At 37.4% G+C, this 20,266-nt stretch carries 20 protein-coding genes; 9 read left to right on the top strand and 11 right to left on the bottom strand.

Features of this window, described 5'->3' with window-relative positions; translation table 11 throughout:
* Window positions 1-233: 233 nt before the first annotated feature.
* Both ACJJVU_RS05425 and yihA read left to right on the top strand, forming a co-directional pair.
* Entirely contained in the window at window positions 234-998 is a 765-nt protein-coding gene (locus ACJJVU_RS05425; protein WP_405223060.1) for an alpha/beta fold hydrolase, read from the top strand.
* Window positions 999-1,129: 131 nt separating this feature from the next.
* Window positions 1,130-1,741 carry a ribosome biogenesis GTP-binding protein YihA/YsxC gene (gene yihA, locus ACJJVU_RS05420; RefSeq protein WP_013751371.1) on the top strand — a complete coding sequence of 204 codons (612 nt, stop codon included), beginning with the start codon at window positions 1,130-1,132 and terminating at the stop codon, window positions 1,739-1,741.
* 12 nt (window positions 1,742-1,753) lie between these two features.
* On the opposite strand, the gene ACJJVU_RS05415 is transcribed toward yihA, so the two are convergent.
* From ACJJVU_RS05415 to gldB, 3 genes are read right to left on the bottom strand one after another with little or no spacing between them, the layout of a single operon-like run.
* Complete coding sequence (locus ACJJVU_RS05415) at window positions 1,754-2,104, bottom strand: GTPase (protein ID WP_405223056.1); 351 nt, start codon at window positions 2,102-2,104, stop codon at window positions 1,754-1,756.
* Window positions 2,105-2,123: 19 nt separating this feature from the next.
* A complete protein-coding gene (gldC, locus tag ACJJVU_RS05410; RefSeq protein ID WP_013751369.1) occupies window positions 2,124-2,465 on the bottom strand; it encodes a gliding motility protein GldC in 342 nt (113 codons plus the stop codon).
* A 3-nt stretch (window positions 2,466-2,468) separates the two neighbouring features.
* Window positions 2,469-3,422: a gliding motility lipoprotein GldB gene (gldB, locus tag ACJJVU_RS05405; protein WP_405223053.1), complete on the bottom strand. Its 954-nt coding sequence runs from the start codon at window positions 3,420-3,422 to the stop codon at window positions 2,469-2,471.
* Between the two features lie 112 nt (window positions 3,423-3,534).
* Between gldB and nadE the strand changes: the two genes are divergently transcribed.
* Both nadE and ACJJVU_RS05395 read left to right on the top strand, forming a co-directional pair.
* Window positions 3,535-4,344: an NAD(+) synthase gene (nadE, locus tag ACJJVU_RS05400; RefSeq protein ID WP_405223050.1), complete on the top strand. Its 810-nt coding sequence runs from the start codon at window positions 3,535-3,537 to the stop codon at window positions 4,342-4,344.
* 124 nt (window positions 4,345-4,468) lie between these two features.
* Window positions 4,469-5,107, top strand: a complete 639-nt coding sequence (locus ACJJVU_RS05395) for a response regulator transcription factor (RefSeq protein ID WP_013751366.1) — start codon at window positions 4,469-4,471, stop codon at window positions 5,105-5,107.
* On the opposite strand, the gene dnaG is transcribed toward ACJJVU_RS05395, so the two are convergent.
* The 5 genes from dnaG to rsmG all read right to left on the bottom strand — a co-directional run bounded on the left by dnaG (window position 5,104) and on the right by rsmG (window position 10,554).
* Window positions 5,104-7,080: a DNA primase gene (gene dnaG, locus ACJJVU_RS05390; protein WP_405223047.1), complete on the bottom strand. Its 1,977-nt coding sequence runs from the start codon at window positions 7,078-7,080 to the stop codon at window positions 5,104-5,106. The genes ACJJVU_RS05395 and dnaG overlap by 4 nt on opposite strands.
* 192 nt (window positions 7,081-7,272) lie before the next feature.
* Complete coding sequence (locus ACJJVU_RS05385) at window positions 7,273-8,367, bottom strand: hypothetical protein (protein WP_405223044.1); 1,095 nt, start codon at window positions 8,365-8,367, stop codon at window positions 7,273-7,275.
* A gap of 51 nt (window positions 8,368-8,418) precedes the next feature.
* A complete protein-coding gene (locus ACJJVU_RS05380; protein ID WP_405223041.1) occupies window positions 8,419-9,219 on the bottom strand; it encodes a hypothetical protein in 801 nt (266 codons plus the stop codon).
* The gene (locus ACJJVU_RS05375; protein WP_405223038.1) at window positions 9,203-9,772 is read right to left on the bottom strand and encodes an RNA polymerase sigma factor; all 570 of its coding nucleotides are present in this window, start codon (window positions 9,770-9,772) and stop codon (window positions 9,203-9,205) included. Before ACJJVU_RS05375 ends, ACJJVU_RS05380 begins: the two co-directional genes overlap by 17 nt.
* Before the next feature lie 152 nt (window positions 9,773-9,924).
* Window positions 9,925-10,554 carry a 16S rRNA (guanine(527)-N(7))-methyltransferase RsmG gene (gene rsmG / locus ACJJVU_RS05370; protein ID WP_405223035.1) on the bottom strand — a complete coding sequence of 210 codons (630 nt, stop codon included), beginning with the start codon at window positions 10,552-10,554 and terminating at the stop codon, window positions 9,925-9,927.
* A 199-nt stretch (window positions 10,555-10,753) separates the two neighbouring features.
* Between rsmG and ACJJVU_RS05365 the strand changes: the two genes are divergently transcribed.
* The 5 genes from ACJJVU_RS05365 to ACJJVU_RS05345 all read left to right on the top strand — a co-directional run bounded on the left by ACJJVU_RS05365 (window position 10,754) and on the right by ACJJVU_RS05345 (window position 16,929).
* Window positions 10,754-11,851 carry an acyl-CoA desaturase gene (locus tag ACJJVU_RS05365; protein ID WP_108876857.1) on the top strand — a complete coding sequence of 366 codons (1,098 nt, stop codon included), beginning with the start codon at window positions 10,754-10,756 and terminating at the stop codon, window positions 11,849-11,851.
* 111 nt (window positions 11,852-11,962) lie between these two features.
* Window positions 11,963-13,147, top strand: a complete 1,185-nt coding sequence (locus ACJJVU_RS05360) for a pyridoxal phosphate-dependent aminotransferase (RefSeq protein WP_405223031.1) — start codon at window positions 11,963-11,965, stop codon at window positions 13,145-13,147.
* Window positions 13,148-13,413: 266 nt separating this feature from the next.
* On the top strand, window positions 13,414-15,198 hold the full coding sequence (locus ACJJVU_RS05355) for a DUF885 domain-containing protein (protein ID WP_405223028.1): 1,785 nt from the start codon (window positions 13,414-13,416) through the stop codon (window positions 15,196-15,198).
* Between the two features lie 60 nt (window positions 15,199-15,258).
* Window positions 15,259-16,422, top strand: a complete 1,164-nt coding sequence (purT, locus tag ACJJVU_RS05350; RefSeq protein WP_405223025.1) for a formate-dependent phosphoribosylglycinamide formyltransferase — start codon at window positions 15,259-15,261, stop codon at window positions 16,420-16,422.
* Between the two features lie 6 nt (window positions 16,423-16,428).
* Complete coding sequence (locus ACJJVU_RS05345) at window positions 16,429-16,929, top strand: MepB family protein (protein ID WP_405223022.1); 501 nt, start codon at window positions 16,429-16,431, stop codon at window positions 16,927-16,929.
* A 21-nt stretch (window positions 16,930-16,950) separates the two neighbouring features.
* Here ACJJVU_RS05345 and ACJJVU_RS05340 read toward each other — a convergent pair whose 3' ends face one another.
* From ACJJVU_RS05340 to ACJJVU_RS05330, 3 genes are all read right to left on the bottom strand, one after another.
* Window positions 16,951-17,865: a dimethylarginine dimethylaminohydrolase family protein gene (locus ACJJVU_RS05340; protein ID WP_405223020.1), complete on the bottom strand. Its 915-nt coding sequence runs from the start codon at window positions 17,863-17,865 to the stop codon at window positions 16,951-16,953.
* A gap of 86 nt (window positions 17,866-17,951) precedes the next feature.
* Window positions 17,952-18,449, bottom strand: coding sequence for a GyrI-like domain-containing protein (locus ACJJVU_RS05335; RefSeq protein ID WP_405223017.1), 498 nt, complete (start codon window positions 18,447-18,449; stop codon window positions 17,952-17,954).
* Between the two features lie 102 nt (window positions 18,450-18,551).
* Window positions 18,552-19,838: a citrate synthase gene (locus ACJJVU_RS05330; RefSeq protein ID WP_013751353.1), complete on the bottom strand. Its 1,287-nt coding sequence runs from the start codon at window positions 19,836-19,838 to the stop codon at window positions 18,552-18,554.
* Window positions 19,839-20,266 lie beyond the last annotated feature (428 nt).

The raw sequence follows: 20,266 nt of genomic DNA, 5'->3' as shown, positions 1-20,266 counted from the left end.
ATAAGTTGTACCACCTTCCTCCACTTGTTAACAATATGTTGATGGCTAGAATTTTTTAATTTTTTTCTATTTTGAGCTTAATTTTCTTTTTTTGCTTTCGCGAAAGCGCACCAAAACAACTTGTTATAACCTTAAAAATGCTCAGTATCATGCATTAAGACCATTGTAAAAAAAGAGCAACTAATCAAAACCGAAATAACTATATTTGCTTGTACCGATTACTAACCACTTTTATGAAACACGACTTAATTACCGAAGGGAAATTTACTTATCTAGAAAAAGGCGAAGGGACACCAATTATCATTCTACATGGTTTAATGGGAGGCTTGAGTAATTTTGATGCAGTGACTTCTCATTTCTCGGACAATGGGTATAAAGTGGTAATTCCTGAACTTCCAGTATACACGATGCCTCTTATCAAAACTGGGGTAAAATCGTTTGCAAAGTATCTTGATGAGTTTATTGAAATGAAAGGCTATGAAGAAGTAATTCTTCTAGGTAATTCTATGGGTGGTCATGTGGGACTGTATCACACAAAAATGTCTCCAGAAAAAGTAAAGGCTCTTGTAATCACAGGCAGCTCTGGACTTTATGAAAGTGCAATGGGAGAAAGCTACCCTAAGCGTGGAGATTATGAATACATCAAAAAGAAAGCACAAGGGGTATTTTATAATCCAGAGTGCGCTACTAAGGAAATAGTAGACGAAGTATATGATACAGTAAACGATCGCAACAAATTACTTAAGACGCTTGCTATAGCAAAAAGCGCAATACGTCATAACATGGCACAAGACCTTCCAGACATGAATACACCTACTTGTATTATCTGGGGACGTCAAGATGGTGTTACACCACCGGAGGTTGCAGAAGATTTTAATAAACTACTTCCAGACTCAGATCTGTTTTGGATAGAGGAATGTGGTCATGCAGCTATGATGGAAAAACCAACAGAGTTTAACGACATCTTGTTGAAGTGGCTTAAACAAAGAGGGTTTTAAAAAGCCTCAATTCGGTATCTACATACAGCTATTGCATAAATTTACTAAAAGCGCTAGGTCTTTATTAGTGCTTTGAGCATATAATGTGCTTCATATTCTTTATTAAACGATTACATTACTATTTTTGCGATATGAAAATCAAGTCTGCCTCTTTTGTAGTAAGTAACTCCGAAGTCACAAAGTGTCCTAACACTCGCATCCCAGAATACGCCTTTATAGGCCGCTCTAATGTAGGAAAGTCTTCGCTTATTAATATGCTTACTAACCGTAAGAGTCTGGCAAAAACATCTGGGAGACCTGGTAAGACACAGCTTATTAATCACTTCTTGATTAACGAAAACTGGCACCTCGTAGATTTACCTGGTTACGGATATGCTCGTGTATCTAAGAAAGATAAAAAATACTTCCAAAAATTCATTACAGATTACTTTGAGCAACGCGAGCAAATGATCTCTGCCTTTGTGCTTGTAGATTGTCGTCACGAGCCTCAAAAAATAGACATGGAGTTTATGGAATATTTAGGCGAAAAAGAGATTCCATTCTCTATCATTTTTACCAAAGCAGATAAGCTACGTCCACAAGCACTAGAACGTAATATAGAAGTCTACAAGAAAATTATGCTTGATGGTGTATGGTGGGAATTTCCTAAATACTTTGTGAGTAGCGCATCTCATGGTGATGGTCAAGATGAAATTTTAGGCTACATAGAAGACCTCAATGAAAACCTAAAGCCGGGCTACTAATAACTAGGTCAACTAATAGGATTCTATAATTTTATTGACTTGCTCTATAAGTTCTTGAGAAGATGCAATACCAGCAAATGCATCTGCACTTATTACAACTTCCAGACCAGCTTCTGTAACCGCTAGCACCAAGGGAAATTCATACTTAGGCAACCACTTAGATTTATAAGCTTTTAAAAACTCATCCTTGTGAAGAAATTCTAATGGAGTATGTACGCTTTCGCGAAAGCGTAACCATTCCTCCTTTTCCTTAAACACTCCGTGAGTAATCTCACAGAGTGCACATTGATAGGTTTGTGGACGCACCACTTTATGAGCTGCGTCTAAAAGGGCGTTTATTGCGCCAGAGTTTGCGTTGTACACAAACAATAGTTTGTGAAGCTTACTTTTTATCTTCAAGGTCAAGGTGTTCTGCAAAATAATCTGCAAAATCTTTCATAGTATCTGCCATTTTCTCATCATTTGTAGCACGACGAAAAGACTCTGTCATACCCACAAGTACTTGATGGAAAAATTGCTGCATCTCATCTACAGGCATATCTTTTGTCCATAAATCAATACGCACAGTCTCCTTTTGATTAGGATCCCATAAAGAAAGAAGCATTGCTTTTGCTTCCTCGTTTGCTACTCCACCATCACGTGCGGTCCAAGCCATACTTTCTGGAACACGATTCTCATCAAGTTCGATTGCTATTTTAATTTCAGATTTTTCTTTCTTAGCCATTCCTTAGGGTTTGTATTTTGCGTTTGCAAAGATAATAGTTGCATCTTGATTCAATAAGACTTTAAGCGACACATCGTTGTTATCCATATATGATTTTACAATCTCATGACCTATATATCTCCCCACTCGACCAGGTGTCTCATTGTCAAAGGAAAGATAGAATTTTGAGAAAGGCGCTGGATTTATAAAACGACTTAAAAGCTTTCTATCTGTACTATATAACAGTTCGTTTTTTACAAAGAACTCCCACATATTTTTTTCATTCTCTTGTGCAAACAATAACTCCTCAGGTGTATAACCTAATATTTCATGTGCAGGTGTCTCACTAAGCAATAGCTGCATGAGGTATAACTTTTTACCTTCATGTATGATCTCAGAAAGGAAATCCTTTTGACGTAATCTATTAGCTTTAGTTTTTGCAAATGCAGCTGCTATATCTACTGGCATCTGCTCTTTTCTAAAATTCTTGCTTTGAAATTTTGGAATACCTACATAAAAATGATGGTCTGCACCTAAGTACGTATCTAATCCTATTAACAAGAGGCTATCTGCTAGTACCACTTTATTTCTATAATCTACCTCTGTAGTTAAGGTTACAACCTTAGGAACTGTAGTTTCTGGGAAGTAATACTTAATATGACGAAAAAGATTTTCTATAGAAGCTTTTTCACTCTCAAAATCCGGAAAGACTTTTGCAATCTCCTCGTTAATTTCTAGCTGTATCGTATCTGTAAAACGTTGTGCCCAGTACTCGTCAGGAATTTTTTTTGAAAACAAATACGGAAACTCTGCTTTTAGTGGCGCTAAATCTTCCTTTGAAGCAGCTGCAAACAGTTGATCAAATCTTCTCACCTTCATATCTACAGACATTGCTTTGATTTCTGGTGGAGTCTTTGTGTCTTCTGTACAACTAGTAAGGCATACCAGCAATGACAGAATTATAAGTATTTTATTCATAGAGTTTGTATCTTTATATTCAAGAAAAACGAGTCCTTTTCTTAAAGTGTATATTTCATACATTTAAGGATACAAAAGTACCAATTTAAAGCACTTCAAAACAGAGCAACCTATGCAAACCGATAAAGTAGTAGACCACATTGTAAACTGGCTTAAAGAATATGCAACAAACGCCCGAATGACTGGCTTTGTAATAGGTATAAGTGGCGGTATTGATAGTGCACTTACCTCAACACTTTGTGCAAAAACTGGACTACGTGTTCTCTGTGTAGAAATGCCTATACATCAAGATGAGCGCCAGGTGACTCGTGCTAAGGAGCATATCAACCAGCTCAAAAAGCGTTTTGCAAATGTCTCGAGCTTAGAGGTGAATCTTACAGAAACCTTTGAACAATTGAAAAGCGCAGTCCCAGCTGCAGAAGACAGCGAGCAGCTCAACCTAAGCCTAGCAAACACAAGAGCTAGACTTCGCATGAGTACCTTATATTACTTTGCGGGTCTTCATAAATACCTCGTTGCTGGTACAGGTAATAAAGTAGAAGACTTTGGCGTAGGATTTTACACAAAGTATGGTGATGGCGGCGTTGACCTCAGCCCTATTGCAGACCTTATGAAATCTGAAGTTTTTGAACTTGCAGCAGCAGTTGGCGTTCCAGAAAGCATACAGAACGCAGCTCCAACCGATGGCTTATGGGGAGATGATCGTACGGATGAAGATCAAATCGGCGCAACTTATGACCAACTTGAATGGGCAATGCATCAAGATGAGCTACTTAAAAGTGATGATAATAACAAAACTGTTGAAGCTTTTACTACAGAACAACGACGAGTTTTTGATCTTTATAAGAAATTAAACACTGCCAATTTGCACAAAATGAACCCTATACCGGTCTGCAATATCCCCGTTAACCTAAAAAAGTAGGTATTTGAACGAATAAATCATCAAAAAGGTTTAAACTATAAACAATTGAGCGTACTTTGCAGTGCAAACAAACAAGTACTACCCCTCAATCACTTGTTTCATTACTTGTTAAACAAAATAACTAATGAACAAAGTTTTAATAGCAGACCACCACCCAATAACGCGTAAAGGAATTACTTCCATACTTCTCGCGGAAGGGAACTATGAAGTTATAGGACATGTTAACGATGGTAATGACCTACTTAACACCCTGACTACAACAGAGATTGACATCCTCATTCTCGAGATAGACATTCCCAACCTCAATAGCATTACTGCACTAAAGGCTATAAAAAGAGAATTTCCTCACATCAAGATACTAGTATTAAGTTGCCATCCAGAAGAGATGTACGCTTTAAGCGCTATAAAATATGGTGCTTCTGGTTATGTAGCAAAGACCGCTTCTATACAGCGCGTGCTTAATGCCATAAACCAAGTACAGCGAGGAGGAATCTACCTTAATGAAGCTTTAAGTCAGAGACTCGTAAGTGATGGTAACGCAACACAAGGACTAGCATTTAAGTATAAAAAACTCTCTAGTAGAGAGATAGAAGTATTAAACTTATTATCTAATGGAAAGCGCAATAAGGAAATTGCAGCAGAGCTAGACATTAACGAGAAGACAGTAAGTACTTATAAAATGAGACTCCTTAAAAAACTAGAAGCACAAAACGTTGCAGAGCTTATAAAGCACGCAAGATTATTACAGAGCAGTCACGTTTAGACAGATAGTACTCGCCCTAGTTTATTACCTAGCAATGTATTGAGAGATTGATAATCAAGAATATCTTTTATGATTTCTTTATTGTCTGTACTATCCTTGGTTTGATTCATCAACTCTTTTATCTTTTCTGTAATAAGATATTTTCTGAGGCTCAATACTGTTTCCGTAACAAACTGCCCGACAGAAGTATCTTTCTTACGCACATAAACCTCTCGTGTATCCCAGCGGTGAAGCTCATACTTCTCATCATTGAGAATAATATTAGATATCTCACTAGCTTCCTCTGGAGCTAGCTCGTTGATAAAGTTCTGAACCTGAAAATTATTATCCAAATGCATTTGTGCCACTATTTTACCATAGAGCACCTTGAAGAGGTCATTTGTAAATTCCACCTCATCATCTTGAAGATCAAGATAAATCTTCTCAAAAACTCTCGCCTTATGAATGATAGGCTCTAGCTCAAGACTACCATCCTCATTTTCTTTAAGAACAAGATCTTCAAAATCCTCCTCTACTTGACCATATAAAAGCAATGACTCTATAAGTTTGCGCTCAAGTTCATAAAGCACATTAACTTTCTCAACAGCATTAGGCATCTCATCTGGCACCACAGACATAAATTCTGGTGGTGGTGATTGATTACCTCGATCTTGTTTTACAGTTTCCTTTTTATCTTTTTTAAGTATTTGAGCAAGCGTATTATAAAGAACTGTTTCAGAAACCTCCATGATACGTGCACACTCTTGCACATATATTTCTTGCTTTATAGCATCAGGTATTTTTGAAATACTCTCCACCATATCGCGTACAGTATCTGCCTTTTTAATAGGATCACCAGCTGCCTCTTTTACAAGAAGATTTGCTTTGTACTGTATAAAGTCTTTTGCATTTTCATCAAAGAACGCGACGATTTCTTCTTTACTATGCTTTCGCGAAAAAGAATCTGGGTCCTCACCCTCTGGAAAAGAACACACCTTTACGTTCATTCCCTGCTCAAGAATCAAATCGATTCCTCTTAGCGCAGCTCGCTGTCCTGCGGCATCACCGTCAAAGAGAACCGTAATATTTTTTGTCAAACGATTTACTAATCGTATTTGCTCTGGAGTAAGCGCTGTTCCAGAAGAAGAAACTACATTCTCTATCCCAGACTGTACCATCTGGATTACATCCGTATAGCCTTCTACTAGGTAACAGTTATCTTCCTTTGCTATAGATTGCTTTGCATAATAGATACCATAAAGCACTTTACTCTTGTGATAGATATCACTTTCTGGAGAGTTAAGATACTTTGCAGCTTTCTTACTACTATCTAGTATTCTACCTCCAAAACCAAGCACACGACCACTCATAGAGTGTATAGGAAACATTACTCGACCTTTAAATCGGTCAAATTGTTTCTCCTCCTTTACAATGGATAGTCCGGTTTTTTCTAAGTAATCTAGTTTGTATCCTTGACGTATGGCCTCACTTGTAAAAGCATCCCATTGATCAGGATTATAACCTAACTCAAATTTTTCAATAGTTGCTGCCGTAAAACCTCTTTCCTTAAAATATGAAAGACCTATTGCCTTTCCTTGCTCAGAGTTGAGCATTGTTTTATGAAAGTAATCACGAGCATACTCACTCACGAGATACATACTCTCACGCTCATTTGCAGCCTCCTTTTGCTCATCTGTACGCTCTGTCTCCTCTATCTCAATGTTGTACTTTTTGGCAAGGTACTTTATGGCTTCTGGATAGCTAAAATGCTCATGCTCCATTAAGAATGAAACAGCAGAGCCTCCTTTACCTGTAGAAAAATCTTTCCAAATTTGCTTAACAGGACTCACCATAAAACTTGGCGTGCGCTCGTCAGAAAATGGAGAGAGCCCTTTAAAGTTTGACCCCGACTTTTTAAGAACTACAAAATCGCCTATCACCTCCTCTACACGAGCAGTTTCAAAAACTTTATCTATGGTTTCTTTGGATATCAAGGCAGTACAGCGTGTTAATTAAGAAGTGCCAATGGCAGCTTGCAAAAGTACTTTAAATTACAACAGTTTTCAATATAACATACCTCATCGTTGATAAAAAATTGAATCACTCTCAAATAGAAATAGCCCAGACATTTAAATATCTGAGCTATTCTTTTTTAATCACGCTTTCGCGAAAGCGTAACAACGAACCTATAAGTCTAATCGCAATCCAAGAGAAATATTATTTACCTCTCCTAGCTCTACCGTTTTAAACGCCGAACTCAAATCGTACTTAGCATACAAGCTAAGGTCTCCAGTTACTCTTATGTAACTTGACAGTCCGTAAACTAGGTTATCACCGTCGTAGTCTTGACGTGACTTCGTTTTTATACGGTCTCCGTTTTCTTTGTATTTTAATTTTTGCTGAGTTCCTAAGCGCACCCCTGCATATCCACCTATTCCCATTCTAAATTTGCCACCCGTTCTGTAACGCACATAATCTTCCTTCTGTTCTTTCTTCCATCCTCCAAATTCAAAATGCAAGGGCACCACAAGATTTGTCACTCTGATTTTTGCCTTTTTAAGATCAAATGGAAATTCTTGAAAAGTATTTCCTCCTTCTAGGCTTTCTAAAGTTCTGTTGTCCTTAATAGATAAGAAATTGCTCTGTAAAGAGAGTCCGTACTTAAACTGTAGTGCTCCAGAATTTTTAAAAACTCTCGTTTTCCAAGCGTACCCCAACTCCACAAACGTAGATTTACCTATAGAAAAGTCATCACCTATATCTGCATCATCACTTATCGCATTATTAAGACCCAATGCAAAAACGGTTTCTCCATAGGTGCGTCTGTCATAATTTGTTACTCCAGGTTTATTTCTATTTACAGCAACTCCTAATATTCTATTACCATCTCGGTCAACACCTCCTAATCCTATCTCAACCGAAGTTCCATAATAGGGATTCATGTGTCCAGTACGCTTCACTAATTCTATTTGATTATCAATAATTGCTAACTCATTTTCTATATTAAGTGCTATTTCTTCTGCTGCTTCTTTTTTTCCCTCCTCTACTTCAGCAGCGCTTAGATCTAGCTTCTCTTGTTGCGCATTTATATATTCAATACGTCTTTTAAGTGTTTGTTTCCAGTTTTCTGTTAATTGCTCTTTTCTTTTTTCTAGAGCCGACACTTGGCTCACGATATCCCCAGAGACTTCTTTCTTGACTTCCTCAACCTCTTGTGCTTGTACATTTTGGGCAAAGATGATCACTGTTGCCGCTAGGGCAATTTTAAAAATTGACTTCATAATTGTTTGTGTTTTGTGCGCTCGATGATGGCGCGTTATTGATGAATTTTCTTAATTATCTTTATTTGCAACTGCTTCTACAGCTCTATTAAATTCTTTTTTGAGCGTGCGGAACATTCTATCTTTAAAAGAGTCTGGATCAACCTCTGCCTCTACATCTAGCAGTAATTCGTTTGCATTTACCACTGGAGTTTGTGCTTCATAGATTTTCTGTCGCTTTATTTCAGTTTGTGCATTTTTAAGTAGCATATCCACCTCATCATCCGTTACAGAATAGTCACTTGCATCAACAACTGTTACGCCAGTTTTTTCTTGAAACCCATTTGTCTTATTAAGTGACTTATCACTTACCATTCCGTCATTTTCCTTATCTACCTTAGCTACGGCATAGTTTTTAGTTGAAGCAACTGTGGCTGTTGGCTTATAATTATTGCGGTATGTTTTGGTAGCAGCAGTATTAGTTTTTTGCTTCGCATCACGCTTTCGCGAAAGCGTAACTTCATCCTTCTCCACCTCTGCTGCACCATCTTTTTCTACAACCTCCACCACCTGTATGTCCTCAGTGTTCCTTAAATTAATATTACTTGCATCTTCTTTATCGATGGTATTATTAATAGTTTCTGGCGTTTGTACTATTTGATTTTCTATTCCATCAGTATCACCTCCAAAAATGACAGCTGTAAGAAAAACACCTGCAATAAAACTAGCCGCAATAGCAAGCCAGAACACTATGCCATTCTTCTTTTTTCCCTGCTCCGTCTCAAGTTTGCCCTCTATACGATCCCAAGCAGATGCGGTAGGTGCTATACGGCGACCTTCCAACTTTTCTTTAAAATTATCTTCTAACTTCATTGGTCCCATTATTAATTAATTCTTCTTCAAGTTTTGCTTGCAATTGCTTCCTTGCCTTAAACAACTGACTTTTTGAGGTGCTCTCACTTATTCCTAGTGTAGTCGCTATCTCCTTGTGTTTGTATCCCTCTATAGCATACATTATAAAAACTACACGGTATCCCTCTGGCAGATCATCTATTAAACTCTGGATGTGTGCCACCTCGAGATCTGTCTGGATATTATTTATAGCATCGTTGCTCTCAATCTCACCATCTTCTGTGAAGTACAACGTCTTTATCGCACGTAAGTAAGAAATGCTTTCCCTTACCATAATCCTGCGTATCCATCCCTCAAAGCTCCCTGCATTTTTAAAACTATCCAGCTTTGTAAATACTTTAAGAAAACCATTACACATGGCCTCCTCTGCCTGATGTACATCCTTTATATAATAACGACACACACTTAGCATCTTAGGCGCGTGCTGCTCATAGAGCGCTCGTTGAGCATCTCTATTGCCTTTTATAGCTTTTTTAATAAGCTGTTTCTCGTTATTAAACTGTATGACTTTCATACTTGATTGATGGGTTTCTATCTATAAAGACGCAGGCTATTTACAAAAGGTTGCCTCGTGCATTTAAAAAAGTTTTAAAATGAAAAATTCCAAAATTTATAATAAGCATTCTTACTATAAACTTTGGAATCAAAACTATGATTATAACAGTGTTACCCTTTAAACTTCATAGGTAAGTGTACTACCTTTTTAGTTTCAAAAAACTCTTCTTCAAAAAATGAAGGAAGCTCATAAATAGTGGTCGTCGTATATTTTTGAAGCTCTTCTGTAAGATCGCCACCTTTTAAGTAGAGAATTCCATTCTTGAGTTCGTGATTAGATTTTTTTGCAACTCTACCTTTTACCCAGTGTACAAATGTTTCCATTTGAGCTACTGCGCGAGAAACTACAAAGTCATATTGATCCTTTACGGTCTCAACGCGATCGTTTGTTGTCTTTACATTTGTAATACCAAGTCCTTCTACAACCTCGTTTACTACTTTGATTTTTTTACCAATGCTATCTACTAGGTGAAAATTCACCTCTGGGTGTAGTATCGCTAGTGGTACTCCTGGAAATCCTCCTCCAGTACCCACGTCAAGAATTTTACTTCCAGGGTTAAATCGCTGTACCTTTGCAATGCCCAGTGAGTGTAGTACATGACGTAAGTATATTTCATCAATATCCTTACGGCTCACAACATTGATTTTAAGATTCCAGTCGTGGTATAAATCCTTCAATTTTGAGAATTGCTCGATTTGAGTTTCGGTGAGATCAGGAAAGTATTTTAATATGATATCCATTAGTAGTATATTAGGACTGTAAAAGTACCATTTTACTCCCTATTATTTTAACGCAGGTTCATAGCTGTGAGCGGGATTAAGTATTACTTTTACAAGGCTATTATAAAAGAAATACTTTTTCGCGAAAGCGAGAGAAAAACGCTATACACAGTGCAATATCTTGAATTAAAGTGCGCTATGTTAGAGTAATTACAACATTATGGAAAATACAATTAAATTTTCGCGCACGGACTCAGCAAAATTCTTCAGAACGCTGAATAAACGTGTAAATTCTTATTTTAAAGAAAATGATATAAAACGCACTGGTAACTGGAAATTGTACCTCAAGGCGATTATCATGTTTGCTATATACTTAGTTCCTTATTTTTTATTCTTAACTCTTGATATGCCTACGTGGCTGCAGTTACTTCTTACTGTTGTAATGGGTGTAGGAATGGCTGGAATAGGTATGAATGTTATGCATGATGGAAATCACGGTTCATTTTCTAGTAAAAAATGGGTCAACAAATTAATGGGCAGTAGTATCTATATACTAGCTGGTAATGTGTATAACTGGCAAGTACAACACAATGTACTTCACCACACTTATACTAATATACACGGTCACGATGAAGATATGGAAGCTGGACGTGTATTACGTTTTTCAAAACATGGAAAATGGCACTGGGCTCATAAATTCCAGCAGTACTACTCTGTGTTTTTATATGGACTTCTTACTTTTAACTGGGCACTTACTACAGATTTTTTCCAAATGAAACGCTACATGAAGCGCAAACTATCTTATGGAAAACTACAAAGCCCTGCGAGACAATGGAGCACACTTCTTATCACTAAATCTATTTATCTAGGTATGTGGATTGTGATCCCGATGATTGTGATGGATCTTGCATGGTGGAAAATTCTAATAGGATTCTTTATTATGCACTACGTAGCTGGAGTAATTTTAAGTGTGATTTTCCAACTTGCACACATGGTTGAAGATGCACATATGCCATTACCTGATGAGACTGGAACCATGAAAAATACGTGGGCGATACACCAATTATTTACGACAGTAAATTTTTCTACGAAAAATAAAATCATGAACTGGTTTTCTGGAGGTTTAAACCACCAGGTAGAACACCACATTTTCCCTCACATTAGTCACGTACATTATACAAAGATTAGTAAGATTGTAAGAGAAACAGCAAATGAGTTTAACCTTCCTTATCATGAGTATGAAACAACAAGAAAGGCACTCGTTGCTCACTTCAATCACCTAAAAAACATGGGAATGAAACCTGCGATTACTGCATAAAACAAGCGTAATTTTTCAGAAAATATCAAGTGCCAAATCTCTTAAGGATTTGGCACTTTTTGTTAACTTGCAGTACAAAACTTATATCAACATAATATATAATCTCCTAGTATGAATAAACTATCTACCCGTGTAACAGAAATGGCTACCTCTGCAACACTAGCAATGGCTGCCAAAGCAAGAGAATTAAGAGCAGAAGGAAAAGATATCATAGGTTTAAGCCTAGGAGAACCAGATTTCAATACTCCAGACTTTATAAAGGATGCCGCAATACAGGCGATAAATGACAACTATAACTCATACACTCCTGTAGATGGTTATGTAGAGTTAAAAGAGGCAATCATAACAAAATTTAAAAGAGACAACAAGCTCGATTATAAACTACCGCAAATTGTAGTTTCTACTGGAGCAAAACAATCACTTGCTAATATTGCATTAGTATGTCTTGATCCAGGTGACGAGGTAATACTACCATGCCCTTACTGGGTAAGCTACTCAGATATTGTGAAAATTGCAGAAGGTGTGCCTGTTGAAGTACCAACTTCTATAGATACTAATTTCAAAATGACTCCTGAGCAGCTTGAGGCAGCTATTACTCCTAAGACTAAGATGCTTTGGTATAGCTCTCCTTGCAACCCTTCTGGATCTATTTACAGTAAAGAAGAATTACGTGGCCTAGCAGACGTTCTTGTTAAGTATCCAAACATCATCGTTGTAAGCGATGAGATATATGAGCACATCAACTATGTAGGTGAGCACGCTAGTATGGCTCAGTTTCCAGACATGTACGATCGTACAGTTACTGTAAACGGTGTGTCAAAAGCTTTTGCAATGACGGGATGGCGTGTAGGTTACATAGGCGGACCAGAATATATAGCTCGCGCTTGTAATAAAATGCAAGGACAGATTACTAGTGGTACAAACTGTATCGCTCAACGTGCTGTAATAACGGCTCTAGAAGCTCCAGTAAGCAAAGTACAATACATGATAGACGAGTTTAAAAGTCGTCGAACTTTGATACTAGACTTACTAAATAATATTGAAGGTTTTAAATGTAACGAGCCAGAAGGTGCATTTTATGTATTCCCAAATATCTCTTACTACTTCGGAAAAACATTAGGTGGAACAAAAATCGAAAATGCTTCAGATTTTTCACTCTACTTACTTGAAGCGGCAAATGTTGCGACGGTTACTGGTGAAGCATTTGGAAATCCAGATTGCATACGTATATCTTATGCAGCTAGTGTAGAAAACATAAAGGATGCAATGAAACAGATTAAAGCTGCTGTTTCATAGTTCTTATTAATTACGCTTTCGCGAAAGCATAACAAAACAAAACCCGCTAATCTCTTAGCGGGTTTTTTAATATCTCTAATTCCACAATAAGTCTTAATATTCTTCTGTGTAATAAGGCACCCAAGCGACCATATAATTTACTTGTGAATAAGTATCTTAGTAACGTAATAGTGAGTGTGAGAATACCGCTTTCGCGAAAGCGCAACAAACACCTTAAAACAACGTAAACTGCAGAAAACTATAGCTGCACATCTATAATCTTCCTTATGAAAAAAACACTACTCGCAGGAATAATGGCCTTAAGCCTAATAGCCTGTAAAAACGATGCAACAACAGAAACAGCTAGTACAGCAGACACATCACTAGCTTTTAACAATGTGCTAGATAACTATTATGAAGACGGCCTAAAGCTTAACCCGCTTAATGCGACAATGTCTGGAGATAATAGATATAATGACAAATTTCCGGACGCATTATCTCAATCTCATAAGGATGCAGTAAAGATTTATTATAGCTCGTACCGCGACTCTATCCAGCAGTTTAACGACAGTGACCTTACAGACACAGAGAAGATGAGCAAAGAGGTGTTACTTTGGGATATTGCCATCAATCTAGAAGGTATGGAGTTTAAAAAAGACCTTACCCCTATAGACCAGATGTGGTCTCCACATCTTATGTTTGGCCAACTTGCGAGTGGAGCGAGTGCGCAACCATTTAACACTGTGGAAGATTACCGCAACTGGCAGCAACGAGTAGATGAGTACCTAGTATGGCTCAACAGCTCAGAGCAAAATATGCGTCAAGGAATGAAAGAAGGCTACGTACTTCCTAAGTCCCTTATTAAAAAAATTATCCCACAAATGGATGCTATGACAGAAGCAACTGTAGAAAATCACTTGTTTTACAAGCCCGTAGCAAACTTTCCAGAAGGAATAACTGAAGAAGATAAAAACACTTTACGCACAGATTACATTGCGATGATAGAAGGTAAAGTAATCCCTGCCTATGCAAAGATGCGTGACTTTTTACAAAATGAGTACCTAGCTGCTGGTCGTGATAGCTCTGGCTATAGTGACCTACCTGCAGGTAGCGATTATTATGACTACGCTATCAAACTTTACACTACCACAACAATGAGTGCAGACGAGATACACCAACTCGGACTGAGCGAGGTTACTCGCATACGTACTGAGATGGAAAAAGTAAAAGAGCAAGTTGGCTTTAAAGGAGATTTAAAAGCATTTTTTGATGATGTACGTACTAACAAAAAACTAATGCCGTACAGTACTCCAGAAGAAATTATTGCAAATTTTAATGCAATGCATGAGACTATAAAGCCTCAAGTAGATTTACTTTTTAGCGTACAACCTAAAACGTCTTTTGAAGTGAGACAGACAGAAGCATTTAGAGAGAACTCTGCAAGTGCAGAGTATAATCCTGGATCGCTAGATGGAACTCGACCAGGTATTTTTTACACACCTATACCAGATGCTAGCAAGTATAATGTATACTCAGATGAGTCATTATTTTTACATGAGGCTGTCCCTGGACACCACTTCCAAGTTTCTCTAACACAAGAAAGCGAGACACTACCACAGTTTAGAAAAACATTATGGTATAGCGCATATGGTGAAGGCTGGGCATTATATACAGAGTCGCTTGGTAAGGAGTTGGGACTCTATACAGATCCTTATCAATACTTTGGAACACTAGGAGCTGAGATGCACCGCGCAGTTAGACTTGTAGTAGATACTGGAATCCACACTAAAGGATGGAGCCGTGAAAAGGCGATTGCTTACTGTTTAGATAATGAAGCAGAAAGTGAAGCAGGTATCACATCAGAAATTGAGCGCTATATGGCAAATCCGGGACAAGCGCTTTCTTATAAAATTGGCCAACTTAAAATTAGAGAGTTGCGCACAAAAGCAACCCAAGAGTTAGGTGATAAATTTGATATCAGAGAGTTTCACAAAGAAGTACTTGAGACGGGATGTATCCCACTTGCACTACTTGAAGAAAAAATTAATGCTTGGATTGAAGAAAGTAAATAATACCGCTTTCATGCAAGTGAAGTTTACACAGAGCTTGCCGAAGTGCGAAAGCAAAACATTATGAATAAAAAGATAGTATTACTAGGCTCAGGAGAACTGGGAAAGGAATTTGTAATTGCAGCACAACGTCTTGGTCAAACTGTAATTGCGGTAGATAGTTATGATAACGCTCCTGCAATGCAAGTAGCAGATGGTCGTGAGGTGATAAATATGCTTGATGGCGACGCTCTAGATAGACTAGTCGAAAAGCATAAGCCAGATTTTATTGTTCCAGAAATTGAGGCAATTCGCACAGAGCGCTTTTATGATTATGAAAAGCAAGGGTATACCGTAATTCCAAGTGCAAAGGCTGCCAACTTCACAATGAATCGCAAATCCATACGTGACTTAGCGGCTAAAGATCTTGGCTTGAAAACTGCAAATTATCGCTATGCAACATCTGCAGCAACATTACAAAAAGCAGTCAAGGAAGTAGGAATTCCTTGCGTGGTAAAACCCTTAATGTCTTCGAGCGGAAAAGGGCAATCCACTATCAAAACACCAGATGATATTCAACGAGCTTGGGAATACTCTCAAGCTGGATCAAGAGGAGATGTCGCCGAGGTGATTGTGGAGTCTTTTGTAAATTTTAATTATGAGATTACACTTCTCACTGTTACACAAAGAGATGGTGAGACGCTGTTCTGCCCTCCTGTAGGTCACCGTCAAGAACGAGGCGACTACCAAGAAAGCTGGCAACCAGCAACTATGGAAGATGCTCATCTTAAAACCGCTCAAGAAATGGCAGCTAAAGTTACTGCTGCTTTAGGAGGAGCTGGTTTATGGGGTGTAGAATTCTTTGTAGGAAATGATGGTGTTTACTTTTCTGAGCTCTCACCTAGACCACATGATACGGGCATGGTAACCCTGGCAAATACTCAAAACTACAATGAGTTTGAGCTACACTTAAGAGCTGTTTTAGGACTACCTATAAAAGAAATTACTCAAGAACGTGTAGGTGCTAGCGCCGTGATTCTTGCTACTAAGGATTCTGATAATCCTTCCTTTACTGGCATCGAAGATATTGCAGCAGCTTCTAAATGTGACTTTAGGCTTTTTGGAAAACCTACCTCTCGCCCCTATAGACGTATGGGAGTTGTGGTAACATATGACGAACTAAATGGTGATATTAAAAAAGTTACCGAAAGAGCAAAAGAGCTTGCTGCGAAGGTCACTGTGAATTAACAAATCATGACCTCTAACCTGAAACAAATTAAAGCGAGCATTTACGACAAATGCTCGCTTTATATTTCGGATTATCATGACGAGCTCGAAAGCAAATCCTACGGTGCCTGTACATTTAGGCTATCAGGCTTTGATATTATATGTAGAGATGCGAAAGTAACGCCTAAGAAGGCAGGCCAATTTGTAACGTTCTGGAAGCGATTAAAAAGTGGAGAGATTTCACCTTTTCACGAAAGTGATCTTATTGATTTTTATGTAGTAAATGTAAAGACAGAAAACAAGTTAGGTCAATTTGTCTTTCCTAGATCAGTCCTTATCAAAAAAGGAATCATCTCAACTCAAAGCAAAGAAGGCAAAAGAGCTTTTAGAGTTTATCCAGCATGGGACACCCCAAATAACAAACAAGCTCTAAAAACCAAAAAATGGCAATTAGATTTTTTTTATGAGGTAGGTAAAGACGTAGATATAGATCTTATTACATCACTTTTTACATCCTGTGAAAAATAATGAAATATGTTAATAAAATAACTACTCTCTTATAAGCGGCAGTGTACTACATCTGAGTAATCCTTCTTGCTTTGCAATCTCTGCATAGGCAACTTCTTCAACAGTAATATTTTGATCTCTTAACCAAGTATTTAGACGAGTAAAATTACGTTCAGAAATTACTACTTCTGGCGATATACTGAATATATTAGAATTCATATTAAACATCTCTTGAGACGAGATTTCAAATACATTTTCCCTCCCATAATGGTTCAATAACCAGTTATACTCTTTCTCTTGAAGGAATCCATTTTTATGTAAAATAGCTTTACCATAACCTACCGGCTGGAAACAGCAATCTAAGTGAAGTGCGTTACTGTATGGATCTGTATTTGATTTTCTAAGATCAAATGACATCACTTTTTTATTTGGGAATAACTCCTGAATCATCCCTACGGCAAGCATGTTTGTACGTGCAATGATATAATTTGGATAGTCTGCCCCTCTGTAAGTCCCGATAAAGATATGATCATCTGCAAGCATCACATCCCCGCCTTCAATGTGTGCTTCTTCTGGTAATCTAAACACATGTGTTGGCGCCACTTGCTTTATAACATGTTCTATAGCATCTATTTCTTCTTCCCTATCAGGGAGAATATTAGCCTTGAAAAACTTATCATCAATCACAAATCCTATATCCCTCGTAAAGATCTGATTCATATCTTTTATAAGTTTAGGTCTATATACCTCTACATCATACTTCTTGAATATAGTCGCTACTGTTTCCATCTCTGGAACCATGTCTTTTTCAAGAGGATATGTACCTTCCTTAATATGAAGCGCCGACTTAGGATCATAAGCATCTTCAAGTGATGGCGTAGGGCCATTACTTTCTGCAGTTCCTAAAACCACGGCTTTAAGACGTGACGTTTCGTTTTTTACATTGAGTTTAAGCATAGCGTGAAATTACAAATTCCACTCTTGAAATCCCAACAACAACGATTAAGTAACATAAAAAATATAGTAATTGAATGTGAGTAAAACTATACGATTGGAATCCAGACTTCTTCTTGAGCATCTGGGTGATTAGGCCCTAAATAATCCGAACCCATGTACTCATAATGTGGTCTATGATCTAATTGATACCCAGACTGCGGAAGCCACTCTTGATACACATAGTGAGCAAATTTTCCAAAATCACTTGTGGTGCCTTTATAAGAAAAAACAGCCCATTTACCTTTTGGGATTTTCAACACTTCTAACTCTTTTGGAATATCATCTTCGTTAAATACCGCTACTGCCGCCCATTTTACAAACTTGGTTTCTGGTGTAAAAGGAATAGACATAAAATCATCTACATAGCACTGCACGCTATAACTTCCACCATTAGACTTGTTATGAATTGACTTTTTTAATGGTCCAAAGGTTTGCCATAATTGTATTGTTGTATTATGAGATAAAGACATTGTAGTCTTTAAACCTGCAAGTATAAGTTCTGCTTGCTCTACAATAACTGGTAATGGATAATTGGTATCTTTCACGAAAGTGAATTTACAAATTATTAAACAGTCACATACTTACTTTTCGAGCATAAAAAAAGAGCAAACGAAATGTTTGCTCTTTTATATTTTATTACTGAGTTCTTATCTCTCTGAAACTTCTTTAAAAGATCTTAAGTTTTCACCAGTATATACCTGACGTGGACGTCCGATAGGCTCTTTACCTAATCTCATCTCTCTCCATTGAGCAATCCATCCTGGAAGACGACCTACTGCAAACATTACAGTAAACATCTCTACTGGGATATCAAGTGCACGATATATAATTCCTGAGTAGAAATCTACGTTTGGATATAATTTACGATCTACAAAATATGGATCTTCAAGAGCTTCTTTTTCAAGTCCCTTAGCTATATCTAATACAGGATCTTCTATTCCTAATTGAGTAAGAACATCATCTGCAGCTACTTTAATAATCTTTGCTCTAGGGTCAAAGTTTTTATAAACTCTATGCCCAAATCCCATTAAACGGAAAGGATCTTCCTTATCCTTAGCTTTAGCCATATATTTCTTAGTATCACCACCATCTTCTTTGATAGCTTCTAGCATTTCAATTACAGCTTGGTTTGCTCCACCGTGTAGTGGTCCCCATAATGCAGAGATTCCTGCAGAAATAGATGCAAATAAACCAGCATGTGATGATCCCACTATACGTACTGTAGATGTAGAACAGTTTTGCTCATGATCTGCATGTAAGATTAGTAACTTATCTATAGCCTCAATAACAGCTTTGTCCACCTTATACTCCTCATTAGGCTTTGCAAACATCATCTTATGGAAGTTCTCTACATAACCAAGAGAATTATCTCCATAATCAAGAGGTTGACTCTTTTTCTTGCGCATTGCCCATGCAGCTAGTACTGGAAACTTCGCTAGAAGTTTTACAATAGCAGCATACATATCTTCTTCAGAATCTACATTTACAGTAGAAGGATTAAATGCTATAAGTGCAGAGGTAAGCGCACTTAAAACACCCATTGGGTGTGCAGACTTAGGAAAACCATCTAAGATTTTCTTCATATCTTCATCTACGTGAGATTCAGATTTGATATCTGCGTGAAATTTATCTAGTTGTTGTTTTGTAGGAAGCTCTCCAAAAATCAATAAATAAGCTGTTTCAAGAAAATCTGCTTTCTCTGCAAGCTCTTCTATTGAATAACCGCGGTATCTAAGAATTCCTTTTTCCCCATCTAGAAAAGTAATAGCGCTCTCACAAGACCCTGTATTTTTATAACCTGGATCTATCGTCGTGATTCCTCCAGTAGCTCCTCTGAGCGTCTTTATATCAATTGCCTGCTCCTTCTCGGTTCCTGTAATTATTGGGAACTCGTAACTTTTTCCATCTATCGTTAGGGTTGCTTTATCTGCCATCTATCGTTATATTTTTCTTATTTTATTCTATTGTTTGAAGTTAGGCTAAATTACAAAAAAGAAGTCTCATTTTTTAACATATAGGCTTCATAGAAGGTTAAAAATTAATTAAATTCTTACTAGATAAGATAAGAGAGAATTTTCCAAATATAGAAGAAGCTTATATACAGGCTTTTTACATAAAGGCATATATGCTGCTTGTAGAATAATAAAAAAGGACATGTACCGTAGCACATGTCCTTTACCCAACTTAAATCTAGATTTTGAATCTCTTCAAAATCCATTTAAAAAAAGAGCGAGTGTACAACATCGAAGCGTAACTGCCCGCTCTTACCCAACTTAAAGTCATACTTGCTTGTTTATTCACTAACGATGCAACGAATGAGCCAGGTAAAAATTTAAAGAACTATATAGATTTAAAATTCGCT

The sequence above is a fragment of the Dokdonia sp. Asnod1-B02 genome, from assembly GCF_045063955.1.
Taxonomy (GTDB): Bacteria; Bacteroidota; Bacteroidia; order Flavobacteriales; family Flavobacteriaceae; genus Dokdonia.
This window is presented reverse-complemented; position numbering and strand designations above follow the sequence as displayed.

Bases quoted from the DNA above. Each gene is read 5' to 3' on its own strand.
- ACJJVU_RS05330 (WP_013751353.1), bottom strand. From the start codon at position 19,838: ATGGCAGATAAAGCAACCCTAACGATAGATGGAAAAAGTTACGAGTTC.
- rsmG (WP_405223035.1), bottom strand. From the start codon at position 10,554: ATGGATATCATATTAAAATACTTTCCTGATCTCACCGAAACTCAAATC.
- ACJJVU_RS05375 (WP_405223038.1), bottom strand. From the start codon at position 9,772: ATGAAAGTCATACAGTTTAATAACGAGAAACAGCTTATTAAAAAAGCT.
- ACJJVU_RS05360 (WP_405223031.1), top strand. From the start codon at position 11,963: ATGAATAAACTATCTACCCGTGTAACAGAAATGGCTACCTCTGCAACA.
- ACJJVU_RS05365 (WP_108876857.1), top strand. From the start codon at position 10,754: ATGGAAAATACAATTAAATTTTCGCGCACGGACTCAGCAAAATTCTTC.
- ACJJVU_RS05345 (WP_405223022.1), top strand. From the start codon at position 16,429: ATGACCTCTAACCTGAAACAAATTAAAGCGAGCATTTACGACAAATGC.
- ACJJVU_RS05385 (WP_405223044.1), bottom strand. From the start codon at position 8,367: ATGAAGTCAATTTTTAAAATTGCCCTAGCGGCAACAGTGATCATCTTT.
- ACJJVU_RS05355 (WP_405223028.1), top strand. From the start codon at position 13,414: ATGAAAAAAACACTACTCGCAGGAATAATGGCCTTAAGCCTAATAGCC.
- ACJJVU_RS05395 (WP_013751366.1), top strand. From the start codon at position 4,469: ATGAACAAAGTTTTAATAGCAGACCACCACCCAATAACGCGTAAAGGA.
- gldB (WP_405223053.1), bottom strand. From the start codon at position 3,422: ATGAATAAAATACTTATAATTCTGTCATTGCTGGTATGCCTTACTAGT.
- ACJJVU_RS05380 (WP_405223041.1), bottom strand. From the start codon at position 9,219: ATGAAGTTAGAAGATAATTTTAAAGAAAAGTTGGAAGGTCGCCGTATA.
- purT (WP_405223025.1), top strand. From the start codon at position 15,259: ATGAATAAAAAGATAGTATTACTAGGCTCAGGAGAACTGGGAAAGGAA.
- ACJJVU_RS05425 (WP_405223060.1), top strand. From the start codon at position 234: ATGAAACACGACTTAATTACCGAAGGGAAATTTACTTATCTAGAAAAA.
- yihA (WP_013751371.1), top strand. From the start codon at position 1,130: ATGAAAATCAAGTCTGCCTCTTTTGTAGTAAGTAACTCCGAAGTCACA.
- ACJJVU_RS05340 (WP_405223020.1), bottom strand. From the start codon at position 17,865: ATGCTTAAACTCAATGTAAAAAACGAAACGTCACGTCTTAAAGCCGTG.
- nadE (WP_405223050.1), top strand. From the start codon at position 3,535: ATGCAAACCGATAAAGTAGTAGACCACATTGTAAACTGGCTTAAAGAA.
- gldC (WP_013751369.1), bottom strand. From the start codon at position 2,465: ATGGCTAAGAAAGAAAAATCTGAAATTAAAATAGCAATCGAACTTGAT.